Genomic DNA, 15,647 nt, shown 5'->3' with positions numbered 1-15,647 from the left:
TAAACTAAGAGCTGTTAGGAGAAGCCAAGGGCTCTAGGGAAGGAATAGTTATATGAAAAACTGTAGTCAATGTGGTGCAGAGAACCCTGCAACTGCCAAGTTTTGCCGCAAATGTGGTCACCCGTTTACTGAAACCGTTGCTAACAATGATATGATGGCTACTCCAGTACAGGACACGCCAGCACCTGTTGAGCAGTCTATTGGAGTGCAGTCAGTGCAGGAGTCAATATTCCCCAATGTATCCGCTGATGAGCAAACACAAGCTGATACAGATGAAGCTGCCCCTGTAAATGCTGCAGCGCCTGGTATCGAGTTAGCAGATCAGAACACACAGGTTGAGCAGGATACCGCAACTGAGATGTTCCAGCAAGTGCCGCAGCAACCGATGCACACTGGACAGTTGCCTGATCCTCAGTTTGCTGACATGCCACAAGCCTACGCAGGTTCATCAATGCCAGCTCAGCCAGTCCAATCAGCTCAACCAATGATGACACAGCCTATGCCAGCTATGCCAAACCAGGGTATGCCAATGGCAAATCAGCAGGCACCAGCTCAGCCTATGCAGGGTATGCCAATGCAGGGTCAGCCAGCAGCTCAGAATTCTGAGTTTATTAACTTGTTTAAGTGGATGTGGCAGTCATTCTTGCGTCCTTCGCACCAAGCCAATACACAAGTATGGTGGCCGATTGTTTCTTTCGCTATCACATCTTTCGTGATGGGATTGACTACCTATATGTGGCAGGTGCGAGCTGTAAGCGCAGCAAACAGCTTCAGTAGAGGGCTCTTCAACATGATGGGTTCAGGATATTCAGGATATGCACCATCCATGAATGCTCCAATTTCTGGATTATTTAAGGGATGGATCTTGTCATTCATTCTGCTGTATGCGGTAGTACTCATCGCGTTTATTGGATACCGTATTTTGGGTGATGCTACTCCATTTGCCAGTGTGCAAACCAAAGCTGCACAACGTCTTATGCCAGCAAATGCATTCCTACTCGCAGCACTCCTATTCGGTCTTGTTGGTGGAGGCTTAACTGGTCTGTCAGTATTGCTGTATGTTTGCACAGTTATTATGTTCATCGCCGCTCCTGGTGTACTAGTGGCTCAGGCGCAGTGTACACGTAAGGCAGATCGTACATGGTTGTGGATTGTTACCTGCATTATTGGCGGTATCATTGTTTTCATTCTGTTGATGATCACTGCAGCATCCGGCATTATGTCTGCTGTAGATAGTGCTTCTTCGCTGTTCGGTAATTTAAATAGCTTAATGTAGGCGTACTTGGCTACTTAACTATGTAAATATACGTAGAAGTTGAATAGAGCGGTTGCTTCGGCAGCCGCTTTTGTGTTAGTGAAGACTATTACAACATGAGAACGCATGGCGCACAATATTTGCGAAATATCAGACATAGCATTCGCGCAGACCATACGCCAAAATACACACCCTACACACTATTCATGCTTTACGTTGACAAACTGCTATAGTGGCATATATGAGTGCTGCCCAGAGTAATCAAACTTATAGTATTCAACAATTAACTGATGCTGTAGCATCATGGATTGCGCAATCAACGCCGATTGCAGAACACACAAACGCTACGCCTACAAGCAAAGCAGCACATGAGTCGATACTGATTGCCGGTCCCGCAGGTAGTGGCAAAACAACCGTATTACGCCGCGCATTAGTTGAAGCCATAAGAGCCTATGGGGATGGGCAAGCATTGATGTGTGTGGCTAATAGAAAAATTGCTGACACGCTTATCAGATCCGTGATGCAGCCGCTGGGAGCAAGCAACGTTACACGACCAGTAACCACAATAGCGGCTTTTGCTTTTCAATGCGCATCACAGCTTGCTGCTATCGAACAGCAGCAACCAATTAAATTATTAAATGGCGCACAGCAAGATGCAGTAATTCGTACTGTGTTGGTAACCCATATTATGCACGTGCTTACAGGAGACACTTGCCCAATATGTGCAATTTTGCGCGAGTATTTTGGTACTGCCGACTGGGTGCAGATTATTAACCCAACAGCAAATGCACAACATATGCAACTGTCAGAGGCTCAAATTAAGGCCCGCCTTGCGCAAGGTTTAAGCGATTCTTTTATCGATGAAATGCGCGATATGTTTGCTCGTATCGGTGAGCTTGGTATTCGCGGAGAAAATGAAACACAGGTTGTTGCAGAGATTGCGAATGCGGATAGTGATGTGCAATCGGCAACCTATGGCGCTCGCTTTGCTGTGCAATGGAAGCTCGCCTTTGTGTTGCGCGCAGAGTATGAGCAGGAAGTAGCTCGTGCATATCCACAGGAGACAAGAGCAGATGCGACAGTACTGATTGAGCTTGGTACACAGGCAGTACAGCAGTTGGATAAGCAGGCCTTACCGAAGCTACTTATTATTGATGATGCTCATGATATAACCCTCGCTCAGCTTCGTTTTATTACTGCGCTCTATCAACGAGGGGTTCGCATAATATTGAGTGCTAATCCTGATGAATCTGTACAAAGTTTCCGTGGTGCTTTCCCAGAATTTGTGCTCTCACGTTTGACACATGAACGTGAAAGCGCACCCACTGAGCTTGACCATATGATTTATCCATTTGCGCCATTGATTGAAGAGGAGCTAGGGAATATCCATGCTCGTGTCTACCGACTAGAAGCTCCATATGATGAGCAGCATGCGCGTTATCTAGATCGGGTATTATCGCGTGTATCGCTGTCTATTCATTCCCAAATCAGCAATTCTCTTGCCCTCGAGCAGCGCTTGGGCAAGGCTCCGGTATTAGCAGGCACTTTACCTATTGAGGTTGATACGGCATGGGTTGATGATGGACAATCGGATGTTTACCATCAGCGCTCCTTACGGGGCATGGTATATCGCACAGATCTTGAAGAGCGACAGGCTTTGGTTCAGACCATGCGTGCGTACCATGCACAAGGACAGTCTTGGCATTCAATGGCAGTGATTGCACATGATAATGCTCAAGTACAGCAACTGGGTGCTTTTATGAGAGAACAGGGTATTCCAGTTAGTTTTGCTACGCAGTCCACTCCGCTTGCACAAGATAGTACGGTGCAGGGTCTGTTTGCACTGATTCGTTTGGCATTGTGGCGCACGCGAGGTTTGCAATCAGCATTCCACAATGGCCAGTCTGCTACTGACAGGCAGATGCTCATGCGCGAAGTAGCTTCACAAGTGAAAACATTTTGTGAGTCTCAACTCTGTGTTGCAGCGGCCGATACCAGTAGCAATTATATGCAATCACTCGGTAATCAGTGGCATGCTTTTGAACAAATACTGCGCATGATTACTCAAGTAGCACAAGTAGTAACGCCGCAATCTGAGCAGGCGAAGCTTTTTACTGAACTTACCGATGCTTGGCAACGTTTGGCTAGCGCTCTGGATTATCAAGCTGAACAAGCAACCCGAGTAGAAAGCCTAACTACCGCAACCACCGTTGTAGACAATGCAATACTGGGTAGTAACGAGACAAACGCATCGTCGCATGAAGAAATACCATATGCGTTGAGTATTGAAGCCTTACTGATGCTTGTAGTCAGTCAAGAACGTTATGCAGAAATAATACAAACACTGGTACGCACTATTTGTGGGTCCGAGCGCTCGGATTCGCGCCTCGAACAGGTATGTACCAGACTGTGCACTGCAATAGAACGTGTGGCTCATGCTATCCAGTCTGCGCCGCCAGCGGCACAATACCAAGCTCATGATGGGTCAATAGTGATTTCACCAGCGTATTTAGTACAAACTGCGTGGGTCGCCGCTGATGTAGACAAGTTCTGGCAGCAGCTTGCAATACAAGGAGCCAGCGATGAAGTAGTGTGGGATGATGAGTATACTGCGTTATCACCGTATTTGATGCGTGCTACTGCTGCGCAACATGCTGCTGATGCTGCAAACCAGCGGCTTGATACGGTTATTCGGTTATTTGCTCATGCTCACGAGGCACAGGCAGGCACTAGTATTGAGCAGTTTATGCAACAAATGAATACGTTGCGTCTTGAGGCAGATTCTTTAGCCTCGCATACTCCGCAGCTTGACGCAGTGCTATTAACTACTCCCGCAGGATCAGTCGGTGTGAGACGAGATTATGTATGGATTCCAACTGTTGAGCAGGGAGTATGGCCAAATCTCACTCCGCGAGGCACGCTATTCGGTATTGAGGATTTGGCGCAGCGCGTGATGTATGGCGCTGATGTGCGTGCGTCATACGATAATCCATTTGAGCGTGTATTAGCGGCTGAACAGCGCCTTTTTGTAGTGGCATTATCGCGTGCAGCCAAACAAGTGAATATCAGTGCAGTACACAATGATGAGCAATCACCATCTGATTTTTTGAGTACGTATATTCCGGAAATCTTTGATGAGCAAACAGGGGTAGCTTATAACTTAGCGGCACAAGAGAGTGACAATAGTAGTGATATGGAGTTAGGGCAGTTACAAGACCCACGTTCACTAGTTGCTGTAGCGCGACAACACAGCATACAGCAGCATAATGCGCATGGTGGAGCTGAGCAACCGGCACAAGTTCAAGATGCTGTACAAGCGTTAGCGCTACTCGCTGAGCAACATTATGATCTGGCTCATCCGAAAACATGGTCTTTTGTTCAAGATTCGTACACTGATAACAGTGTTGAAACTATTACAGCCAATCCTGAAACTACAGCGACTAATCTTGAAAAAACGACTACCGACGCTGAAAATACGGAAGCCGATACAGCGCCTCAAACTGATACTGAGGCTCAATCTCAATCTCAAACTCAACATCAACCATCGACCGATGACAGGCAAAGCCAGCTGGCTTCACTTTCGCCATCTGATGTGAATGCTCTTGATGCCTGTGCGATTTGCTGGAAAATGAGCCGCGATTTTAGTGGGCCAACATTATCCTCTTCGCAGCAACAGCAAGGCAATATTATTCATGCAATTCTAGAGCATGCAACGCTTAGCGGTATTGATTTACCAGACTATCAACACACACATTACAGTGGTACGCGAGAAGAGCAAATTGAGCAGTGTGCTACGGAACTGGAAGCTATTGGTAAACAGTATCGAAATACCGACATGGCGCAACAAGGGCAAGAAGCGTTTGAACAAGCAGTTCAAGAAGAAGCCTTCCATCAGATACTTACCAATGTAGCGACGTATTTTATTCAGTCAAATGATCCGGAATATGTGATAAACACGAAACTATTTCCAAAAAAGCCGAGTAACAGTCCGCGTATTGGTAAGCTCGACTATGTATTAGCAGAGCAAAGTTTTGATGCCACGATAAGTGTTGCGCAACTATGCCAAGTAATCAATGCACAATTGCAATCTGCGTTATCACTTAGCGAATATGGTGATGAAGGAGCACAATCAGCTGTACTGAATCTCAGTACGGAACAATGTCTCGCATTAGCACAACTTATTACCCCGCAGTGGCAAGTGGATGCGCGTCATCCGATTGATATTGCGCAGCTTCGTATTCATTTGCATGGCAGTATCGACCGTATTGAGCTTCGTACTTTGGATGATGGTAGCGAGCTCGTGCGCATTATTGACTATAAAACAGGGAGCAATTTCACTAAAAAAACCATGTTTAGTGATTTACAGTTGGCTTGCTATCAGCTTGGTATTCATTTTGGGCATTTTCTTGCAGGTGAGCAGGAAAATAAGCGTGTAGCATTACAGCAGGTTACGTTGCAAGAGCTTGAGCAACGTGCCAAACGTGGTGTTATTGGTCAGTCGTCGTTATTTGTTATTAAAGACAGCACGCAACCAGCTCAATCGAATGCTGCTGAATCTGCCTATCAGCCGCCACTAATTGTTACACATATTGGTGATAACAACTTCCAGTCGCGCACATATACCAAGACTATTGACAACATATGGGATGTGCCTCAATTGCCTCAATCTTGTCCAGAACTCTTTGACGAGCGCACATGGCAGTGTATTCATGCGGTTAAAGATACACAAGGTATGTGGGCGGTGTCCATGATTGCAAAAATTATTCGTGCTGCAGTTGGCTCACAATCGCAAGTATTCACTACTACTGAGGTACCAGAACAGCATTTGAATTACTGCAAGTTCACTACTGTATGTCCCGCATGTGCCGAGCAGGTAAGCACAGTTATGGAGGAGCTCTCATGAGTAAAATTCGTCCAACTGAGGAACAGCAGGCTGTTATTGATGCCGCAATTCAAGACGATATTTTGGTGATTGCTGGTGCAGGATCTGGTAAAACATTTACGCTTATGCAGCGTATTACTGCGCTTATCGAGCAGGGTGTTGCTCCTGAGCATATTTTAGGTTTGACCTTTACGCGCAAAGCCGCTGCACAATTGCTTGATAAAGTCACACAAGTAGTGAATGCACACCGTGGTACTACGGCGTATTCACTCATGCGCCCGACAGTGATGACCTATGATGCGTTTTTCCAGTCCATTGTTAAGCGGTACGGATTGCTTGTTGGTATGCCGCAAGAGATGACGCCGCTAAGCGATGCAGGCGCTTACCAAATTGCTGCTGATATTGTGGGTAAGCATATTGAAGGAGCCTTATCACTTCGCACTCATAATGGTTCACATAAAAGTTTTAGTACGATTGTTGGCGAAGTATTATCATTACATGATGCCATTGCTGCTTCGATGATTGGCGGCGATATTGACACCATTGATGCGGCAGTAGCGCGTATTCGGCAGTGGGATGATGCTTTTGCGCATCGGTTTGATACATTAGGTACACCGGAAGAATATGCGCAGGCAGTACGCTCTGTAGATAGTAAAAACGCTAACCGTAACCTTGCTCAAATGCAAACTATTCGTGCCAACGTGTCTGAACGCGAGTTTTTACTAGACTGTGTACTGGAGTTTGACCAAGCCAAGCGTGAACGCGGATTAGCACAATTTAGCGATTTTACGATAGCTGCATACCGGTTAGTACACCGATTTCCATCTATTGGGCACGCATATCGTAAACTGTTTTCGCACGTGTTTTTAGATGAGTACCAAGATACTTCTACTACGCAGGCGCAACTCTTAGTGAGTTTGTTTAGAGGCAATTCAGGGCAAACTGCTGAGCGGTCAAATATGGGGATCAGTAAATCCAATCGCAGTGCGGTTACTGCTGTTGGTGACCCTTTTCAATCAATTTATGCTTGGCGAGGAGCAAGTCCTGGTGCTTTTCGATTATTCAGACAAGATTTTGCTATGCAAGATGATGTGCCAAGCTACACGCTGTCGCAAACTATGCGTAATAGTCAGGTAGTGCTTGAAGCTGCTAATACGGTGACTGTGCCGTTACGCCGTCCTATGCAAGTGCCAACAAGTGCGAGCCTACGTGAAGTAGATGTGGCACAACTGCGTGCGAAACCAGAAGCTGTTGTAGGCACTGTCGGTGCCTTAGCAGTAAGCACTCAAGGTCAACAAGTGCAGGCTGTAGCGCAATTTGCTCGTCTAGCCGTACAGAAATATCGCAAGCGTGCTCAAGAGGAACATGTTTCTCCAGTAGCGGTACTTATGCGCAGTAAAGCACAAATTCCAGTGTATCGTCAAGCCATAGAAGCTGCTGGTTTGTCTTGTGAAGTTGTTGGTGTAGAGGGTCTGTTACAGCGCCCTGATGTAGCCGATATGATTGCTGTATTGCAAGCATTGACTTTTAGAGACAATCCTGCGCATCTTATGCATGTTTTAGCTTCTCCTCGGTTTGCACTCGATACTCAGGCTTTGCATACCCTAGCAGGCTTGGCACGCGCTACCAATGAGCAAATGCAGTATGCCGCCCTTGTTGAAGCAAACGCAGTAGAGCCAGGATTAACCACGAGTAAGGAAATTCGAACTGCTCTGCGCTCTTACCGCAATGCGTTAGCACCTGCACGCACTATTGTAGATGTTATTACCAATCAACATTTTGCAGCGTTACTGCGCGAATATGTGCAGCGCGAGCATAAAACGCTTGCTGAACCGATGATGCGCTCGCTTATTGCCGCTTCACAGATGATGCGCAATGCTGAGCACAGTATGCATCGCAGTATACAAGAGGCAATATATGGCGTCTTTCGTGCACTGCAGTTGGATATTGATCCAATCGTGGCAGCAAGTATTATTCGTCAACAAGAACAAGTACAAGAAACTGCTGAATCAAGTAGTACACTAAATGCGCGTGCTGTATCAGAACATGAATTAAGCACTGGCAATACTAATAACACATCAAGCACCCAGCAGCCAGCAACTGCTCAGACTTCAGATACCCATAGCGAGTTAGCTCTACAAGCAGTACTGCAATTAGTTGATGCGTATACGAGCGAACAACCGCAGGGAGTACGTCCGACTATGGCAGGACTACTCAGTTGGATTAACGCACAGCGTGATATTTCTGGTGAATTAGCTCCCGCACAAGGACAAGCTGATGTAGTAATTATGACAATTCACCAATCAAAAGGTTTAGAGTGGCCGGCAGTTATTATTCCTCAACTTAACGAGGAAGTATTTCCTGGAGGAGGGAATAAAGCCACAGGTGATAATTTGAAGATTACTGAGTTGGTTGCGCCATCAGAAGATGATGTGTTAGCAGATACCAGTACAGCTGACGAAGAGCATTATGATGGGCAGTATCAGGTCCCTGAATATAGTGAGGATGCGAAAACTTGGCTACATAATGCCACTTCGGTACCACCAACGATTCGTATTGATCATGATATTTTGCCGCATTTCCCTCATAATGCTAGTAATGATGCTGATATTACCGAGCAAATGCAGTCCATTACTTCTCTTGAGCAACTTATCCTCGAATGCACTGGGGAAATAAATACCCTTACAGATGCTGTAGATGATGCTGTATCGGGAGTATGGCGCGGACAGCGTAGTGAATATGGCAAACGGTATCATGATGACGATCGCAGACTGATGTATGTGGCATTAACCAGAAGTGAATGTGATGCGTTGGTGATTTGCAGCAAATACTCCTCGGATATGACAGTGCCATATAGTGGCATAGATGTTGAAAACCTAGTATTTGCAGGCACAGCAAGAAAACCTTCTAATTTTTGGAAGGAGGTTTACGGGTCATTGTCTCATGCCAGTCAATTTACACAGGTACCGGTAGAAGATACGTTTGGGGGTCATATTGAGGGAATATTTGTAGGCGAAGATGCAGATGAGTATTACCAAAATGTAGTGTGTGAGCCATGGGAGCATCCACTGGCACTCTCAACTACATTGGAGCGCTCCACTTGGCCATGGCATGTTGAACCGGAATCCACACGTGCTGCGCTGAGAACCAGTGCTCAACAAGTACAAGATGCTGTAGCACAATCCATGCAAGATGGGCAGCAAAAGCAGGAGGATACAAAGACCCAGATTGCGAGCGATGAAGTTGATACTACGCAGACCACAAATGCTGTAGGCTCATCGCCACTGACCAAAGCAGCGCAGCAATTGATTGCGCAAGGTGCTCTGATACCTAAGATTCCTACTGCACCAATGATTATGGTAGATACTGATGGCGCAGGTGAAGCTAATATCGGTGAAACTAGTGCAGAAAGACAACAAGCATTACAACAGGTGCAAATGCTGCAACAGCTACAAGCACAGGGTGCTCGCATTCTTGAAGCTGGACGCCAGTCGGTGACGCAAGTTCAGCATCGCTTAACGTTGGAGCATAGTAGCGTACAAGACCAGCTTGACTATTGGCAAGGTATTGTGCGACCTATGCCTACAGTTGAGTCATTTGTGGCAGCTGCCGGCACAAGTTTTCACGCTTGGGCGCAAGAATATATACTGCCTGAGGCATTAAGTGCTGCTGGAAATGAAGAGAGTGTAGGGCAACCTACGATGGAAATGTTGCATCAGTGGCGCGCGCCGCGTATTGAAGCACTTGAGCAAGAGCTTGCATCCCTACAGTCTGATAGTGAAGATACATCCCCTGATATGACTTCCGATACAGCGTCTACTGATGTGCAGAATGCTTTACACGCACAGCGCTACCGTGAGTTGCAATGGCGTAAACGCTTAGTAGAAAGCACATGGAATGCGCGCTTACCACTCTGGGTAGAGCATTCGGTGTTGATGAGCATTGAGGGGCGTATCTATAATGGCAAACTTGATGCGGTGTTTGCCGGCGGTATTGATGAACATTCTCGTGCACAATACACCATTATCGATTGGAAAACCGGCAAACGACCAACTGGTCAAGACATTAGTGATAAGCTAGTGCAACTTGACTTATACCGCCTGCTGCTTGCTCGCACTCAGGGTATTGATATAGAGTGTATTGATGCGGCTTTATATTATGTGAGCGAAGCGCAGGAAAGTAATCGTTTGATTGTAGCTGCAGGTCACCAAGAGAAAGAAATTATAGAGCGTCTAACGCGCCTATAACACCGTTGACGCGCCTTTAAGTCTGTACACATACCTGCAGAGCAAATGGAGTTTAGAGGCAAGGATGACATACACCTGCACGAAAGGGAGGGAATATGCAGTCGCTACGCACGCGGCTCGACCAGTTGCCATATGCTAAATTGTTTAGCATACCAGGTACACGGCGTTTCTGCATTGCTGCAGCGTTTGCACGCTTGCCGATGTCAATGATGAGTTTAGGTATAGTGCTTGCACTCAATCACCTATATAATAATTGGACTATTGCGGGCACGATGAGCGCGGCATTTGTGCTTGCGGCAGCAGTGGTGACACCGGTATTTGCTCGTCTTTTTGACCGCCTTGGACAAGCTAAAGTTGGTCCAATTGCCCTTGCAGCTCAAGTTGTAAGCATGTTCGCTTTTGCAGCTGGTGCTTTTTTCCGCGTGCCATTAGCGCTGCTTTTCGTACTGGTAATTCTTAACGGCTTGACACAATTCTCATTTGGCGCGTTGGTTCGCACACGTTGGGCATGGGCACTTCGTGAGACGGGGGATAATGGCACCTTGCTTAATGCTGCATACGCGTTTGAGGCCGCTGTTGATGAGTTAGTGTTTATTTTCGGACCTATTCTTGCGGCTTTTCTAGCGACCTCTGTTCACCCGGTTTCTCAGCTGGTAGTTCCTGCAATCTGTGCTGCTATTGGCGGTAGCGTGTTTTTTGCACAACGCAATACTATGCCTATTGTTGAGACTGTTGCGGTTAATGCTAATCCATTGCACGATGATCAGGCTATCGAATCGGCATCAACAGATATGTGGCGCAAGCATCGCAATAAAACTGAGCATCATAAGCATGTGCGTTCGGCATTGGCATATGCAGGTGTGCCAGCTTTAGTGTGCATCTTTATGATATTTAATGCCAGCTTTTCAAGTTTTGATGTTTCTATTACAGCACTTACCGACGAGTTAGGCGTGCCGCAAGTTGTTGGTATTCAATTAGCATTATTCGCATTTGGCTCACTGATTGGTGCTTTGATTTTTGGATCATTACATTTGCCCGGTTCTCACTGGTCACATATGGTAGTGTTTTTGGCAGTGCTAACTGCGTGGTATGCGATTTTCGTACCGGCTTCTGCGAATTTGGTTGTGCTTGGTATTTGCGAAATTTTAGCTGGTGTTTTTGTAGCACCAACATTTGCTACAGCGAATTTGCTGGTAAAAGAATTAGTGCCACAAACCTCTCTGACAGAAGGTCTGGCTTGGGTATCAACCGGTACAGCAATTGGAGGATCTATTGGTTCAACCGCTGCCGGCATGGTATTGGACGCTCATGGCACGTTGATTGGTTTGTGTGTTCCAGCAATAGCATGTGCTGCAGCCTGTGTACTTACCGTGTTCACTTGGTGGAGAAGGCATGTTCAAAAGCGCAAACAAGATTACAATCGAGAATAGTCACTTACATATGAGTACATGCAATGGTGTTGATAGTGTATATGCTTGTCATATTGCGGATTGAACGCTAGCGCATGTTGGTGAGTAAGAGCGAGCAGTTGGAGGAAAAATGCGCGTTTCTGTAGTCGGTGCACAAGGACGCATGGGATCACACGTTGTTGCAGCAGTTGAGGCAGCTGAAGATATGCAGTTGGCGTTGCAAGTAGATTCAAGTGATGATCTGACTCAAGTAAGCCCAGAAAATACTGATGTTGCTGTAGATTTTACTGTTCCTGATGTCACTTTGGACAATGTATTAACGCTTATTAAGCAAGGCGTCAATGTTGTTGTTGGTACTACAGGTTGGAATGATGACAAATTAGCACAAGTGCGCGAGGCTTTAGCTCAAGCACCACGCAAGGATCAAGCTGTGTTTATTGCTCCTAATTTTGCTATTTCTGCAGTACTTGCTGACTATTTTGCAGGTATCGCTGCTCCATATTTTGAGTCAGCAGAAGTGATTGAAGCACACCATCCTAATAAACTTGATGCTCCAAGCGGTACCGCAGTTCATACTGCACATACTATTGCTCAGGCTCGTCGCCAAGCAGATTGTGCTCCAATGCCAGATGCGACAGTAGGTAATGAACCTTCTCGTGGCGACGTTGTGGACGGTGTACATGTTCATGCAGTACGATTGCGCGGGCTGAATGCGCACGAGGAAATATTACTTGGTAATCCCGGTGAGCAGATGATTATTCGCTCTGATTGCTTTGATCGAGCGAGTTTCATGCCGGGAGTATTGCTGGCGTGCCGTAAAGTTGGCGAACACCCAGGCCTTACTGTAGGGCTTGATCAGTTCTTAGATTTATAAACTATTGATAACTGGCGCGGACTCTGATAACCAGCATAGGTCTTAACCAGTAGGTAATTTGGTGGTACATATGTGTGACAGTGAAGTAAGTGAGAATACCATGCATTTACTCAGCCCAGCTCCTTTTGGTCGAGTGCTTCCAGCAATGGTTACGCCGATGAAGCAAGATGGCAGTATTGATTATGAAGTAGCACAGCAGCTTGCCAAGCGTTTAGTGAGCCAAGGAGCTGATGGTATTGTTGTCAATGGCACTACCGGCGAATCTCCAGTAACGCATATGGAGGAGAAAATTGAGCTGGTACGCGCAGTAAAAGAAGTAGTGAATGTGCCTGTGGTTTCAGGAGCAGGCTCTAACGATACGGCGCATACTGTACGCATGGTTGAGCATATTCAAGAGTCTGGTGCGGACGGTCTGCTTATTGTTGCGCCATATTATTCGAGGCCTTCACAAGAGGGTATTGTGGCACATTATGCTGCCGCAGATAAGGCTTCACAATTACCTATTATTGTCTATGATGTGCCAGGTCGCACAGGTGTACATATCAATATTGACACCTATAAGCGCCTCGGTGAGCTTGAACATGTGGTAGCTGTAAAAGATGCTACTGGTGATTTATCAAGTGTTGCTACCAAGCAGATTGCTACATCATTAGCTTGGTATTCTGGAGATGATGGACTATTCCTACCATTCCTTTCTGTAGGTGCGGTAGGCATTATATCTGTAATAGCGCATGTGGCTGCCTCGCCGATGCGCGACCTCGTTGATGCGTTTGATCGAGGTGATATTCACGAGGCACAACGCATTGCAGCGCGACTTTCCCATATAGTAGACGCGCTCAATGGTGACGGGCAGCAGGCAGTAATGGCTAAAGCTGCATTACATGCTGCAGGAGCATTAGATTGCACGGCAATGCGATTGCCAAATGTAGGACCAAAACCTGAACAAGTGCAAAAAGCAGTGCTAGGCATGCATGCTGCCGGATTACTGGAATAATTGAGTGTACTGGGGCATCTGCGTATGCTAGTACAGATACGTAGATGCAAGGCACACTCCTGTACTGTATAAAGAATACGAATGGAACAACAACATAAACAACAATCTGCGCCATCGAAAGGGCGCACACAACAACGAAAAGCCGGAGCGCGTTCACGTAAAGTGCGACCAACGCCTCCTGTAGGAGCGCCCACTCAACAGCAGCTGATCGCTCCTCCTAAATACCGCAAGGGCTCAATGCGTATTGTGCCATTGGGTGGTTTAGGTGAAATTGGTAGGAATATGAACGTTATTGAATATAACGGGCATATTTTGCTTATTGACTGCGGTGTGCTGTTTCCAGAAGAAGAGCAGCCCGGTGTCGATTTAATTCTGCCAGATTTCAACTATATTAAAAACCGTTTAGACAAAGTAGATGGTTTAGTATTAACCCACGGTCATGAGGATCATATCGGCGGCGTACCATATTTATTGAAGCTTCGCCCTGATATTCCGCTGATTGGCTCTAAACTTACTTTGGGCTTTGTCGAAGCTAAGTGTAAAGAGTATCGCATTACTCCTACAACTATTGAAGTAGCAGGACGCGATAAACTCAAAGTAGGACCATTTAATCTGGAATTCGTTTCGGTAACACACTCTATCCCAGATGCTTTGGCTGTTCATGTGAAAACACCGGCAGGAAGCCTGATTGATACCGGCGATATTAAACTTGATCAGTTGCCACTCGACCATCGCATTACGGATTTAGTTGAGTTCGGTCGTCTTGGTGAGCAAGGTGTGGATTTGTTGATGGCAGATTCCACCAATGCTGAGGTTCCAGGATTCGTTAAGCCAGAAACCAGCATTGGACCGGCGCTTGATCGAGTATTTGCTGAGGCTACGCGCAAAATTATTGTGGCAAGTTTCTCAAGCCATGTCCATCGCGTACAGCAGGTGGTTGACGCCGCACATAAATACGGGCGCAAAGTAGTGTTCGTTGGTCGATCGATGGTGCGCAATATGGGTATTGCTTCCGACTTAGGATATTTGCATATCCCAGAAGGCACAGTCATCGATCTTAAAGCTGCCTCTGATGTGCAGGACGATAAAATCGTATACATGTGTACTGGTTCGCAAGGCGAGCCTATGGCGGCACTAGGTCGCATTGCAGACGGCAATCATCCTGATATCGCTATCAATGAGTTTGATACCGTTATTTTGGCAAGTTCGCTTATTCCAGGCAACGAGCATGGCGTATACAAAGTCATCAATAAACTTGTGCAATTAGGTGCTCGCGTAGTGAACCGTGATAATGCGGCAGTGCATGTTTCTGGTCACTGCAATGAAGGCGAGTTATTGTATTTGTACAATATTATTAAGCCAAAGTGTGCTATGCCAATCCATGGTGAGAACAGACATTTGGTGGCTAACGGTTTGATTGCAGTCAAAACCGGCGTAGATCCGCAAAATGTGGTGCTGGCAGAAGATGGTGATGTTATTGACTTATATCATGGCAAAGCAGCTATTGTAGGTTCGGTGCCATGCAATTATGTGTATGTCGATGGCGATTCTGTTGGCGAACTCACCGATGAAGAACTGGAAAAGCGCCGTATTCTAGGCACAGAAGGTTTTGTATCTTCCTTTGTGGTTGTCGATAGCGAGCACGCCAATGTGGTGTCTGGTCCAAAGATTTACCTCAATGCCGTGGCTGAAGATGAAAGCGAATTTGATCAGGTTCGCTCTCAGATTGTTGAGCATTTACAAGATGCTATGATGAGTGGTACTAAGGGTACATACCAGTTGCAGCAGATTATGCGGCGAACATTGGGCAGTTGGATTGCTCGAAAAATTCACCGTAGACCTATGATTGTGCCGGTTGTAGCAGATATTGCACAATCACAGGATACAGCGCAATAAGGTGCCGAATAACACTATTAGTTATGCAATACGTTATGCCATAAAGCACTCGGTACAGTGGCGACACGAATCTGCAGTAGTTCATATGAG

General features: G+C 46.3%; 7 protein-coding genes. All 7 read left to right on the top strand.

From position 1 onward, the window contains the following. The first annotated feature begins 52 nt into the window (after positions 1-52). The 7 genes from IEU85_RS04080 to IEU85_RS04050 all read left to right on the top strand — a co-directional run bounded on the left by IEU85_RS04080 (position 53) and on the right by IEU85_RS04050 (position 15,557). Positions 53-1,276: a zinc ribbon domain-containing protein gene (locus tag IEU85_RS04080; RefSeq protein ID WP_188354918.1), complete on the top strand. Its 1,224-nt coding sequence runs from the start codon at positions 53-55 to the stop codon at positions 1,274-1,276. A 220-nt stretch (positions 1,277-1,496) separates the two neighbouring features. Beyond that, on the top strand, positions 1,497-6,158 hold the full coding sequence (locus tag IEU85_RS04075; RefSeq protein ID WP_188354917.1) for a PD-(D/E)XK nuclease family protein: 4,662 nt from the start codon (positions 1,497-1,499) through the stop codon (positions 6,156-6,158). Beyond that, complete coding sequence (locus IEU85_RS04070; RefSeq protein ID WP_188354916.1) at positions 6,155-10,384, top strand: ATP-dependent helicase; 4,230 nt, start codon at positions 6,155-6,157, stop codon at positions 10,382-10,384. The genes IEU85_RS04075 and IEU85_RS04070 overlap by 4 nt, the downstream gene beginning before the upstream one ends. Positions 10,385-10,479: 95 nt before the next feature. Then, the gene (locus tag IEU85_RS04065; RefSeq protein WP_188354915.1) at positions 10,480-11,814 is read left to right on the top strand and encodes an MFS transporter; all 1,335 of its coding nucleotides are present in this window, start codon (positions 10,480-10,482) and stop codon (positions 11,812-11,814) included. A gap of 109 nt (positions 11,815-11,923) precedes the next feature. Beyond that, positions 11,924-12,667 carry a 4-hydroxy-tetrahydrodipicolinate reductase gene (gene dapB / locus IEU85_RS04060; RefSeq protein WP_188354914.1) on the top strand — a complete coding sequence of 248 codons (744 nt, stop codon included), beginning with the start codon at positions 11,924-11,926 and terminating at the stop codon, positions 12,665-12,667. A gap of 100 nt (positions 12,668-12,767) precedes the next feature. Continuing rightward, positions 12,768-13,661, top strand: coding sequence for a 4-hydroxy-tetrahydrodipicolinate synthase (gene dapA / locus IEU85_RS04055; RefSeq protein WP_188355017.1), 894 nt, complete (start codon positions 12,768-12,770; stop codon positions 13,659-13,661). 81 nt (positions 13,662-13,742) lie between these two features. Further along, the gene (locus IEU85_RS04050) at positions 13,743-15,557 is read left to right on the top strand and encodes a ribonuclease J (protein ID WP_229714715.1); all 1,815 of its coding nucleotides are present in this window, start codon (positions 13,743-13,745) and stop codon (positions 15,555-15,557) included. Positions 15,558-15,647 lie beyond the last annotated feature (90 nt).

The sequence above is a fragment of the Galliscardovia ingluviei genome, assembly GCF_014635685.1.
GTDB classification, from domain to species: domain Bacteria; phylum Actinomycetota; class Actinomycetes; order Actinomycetales; family Bifidobacteriaceae; genus Galliscardovia; species Galliscardovia ingluviei.
This window is presented reverse-complemented; position numbering and strand designations above follow the sequence as displayed.

What these genes read in the sequence shown, in the direction of transcription:
- IEU85_RS04080 (WP_188354918.1), top strand. Translation starts at nt 53, where the DNA reads ATGAAAAACTGTAGTCAATGTGGTGCAGAGAACCCTGCAACTGCCAAG.
- IEU85_RS04075 (WP_188354917.1), top strand. Translation starts at nt 1,497, where the DNA reads ATGAGTGCTGCCCAGAGTAATCAAACTTATAGTATTCAACAATTAACT.
- IEU85_RS04070 (WP_188354916.1), top strand. Translation starts at nt 6,155, where the DNA reads ATGAGTAAAATTCGTCCAACTGAGGAACAGCAGGCTGTTATTGATGCC.
- IEU85_RS04065 (WP_188354915.1), top strand. Translation starts at nt 10,480, where the DNA reads ATGCAGTCGCTACGCACGCGGCTCGACCAGTTGCCATATGCTAAATTG.
- dapB (WP_188354914.1), top strand. Translation starts at nt 11,924, where the DNA reads ATGCGCGTTTCTGTAGTCGGTGCACAAGGACGCATGGGATCACACGTT.
- dapA (WP_188355017.1), top strand. Translation starts at nt 12,768, where the DNA reads ATGCATTTACTCAGCCCAGCTCCTTTTGGTCGAGTGCTTCCAGCAATG.
- IEU85_RS04050 (WP_229714715.1), top strand. Translation starts at nt 13,743, where the DNA reads ATGGAACAACAACATAAACAACAATCTGCGCCATCGAAAGGGCGCACA.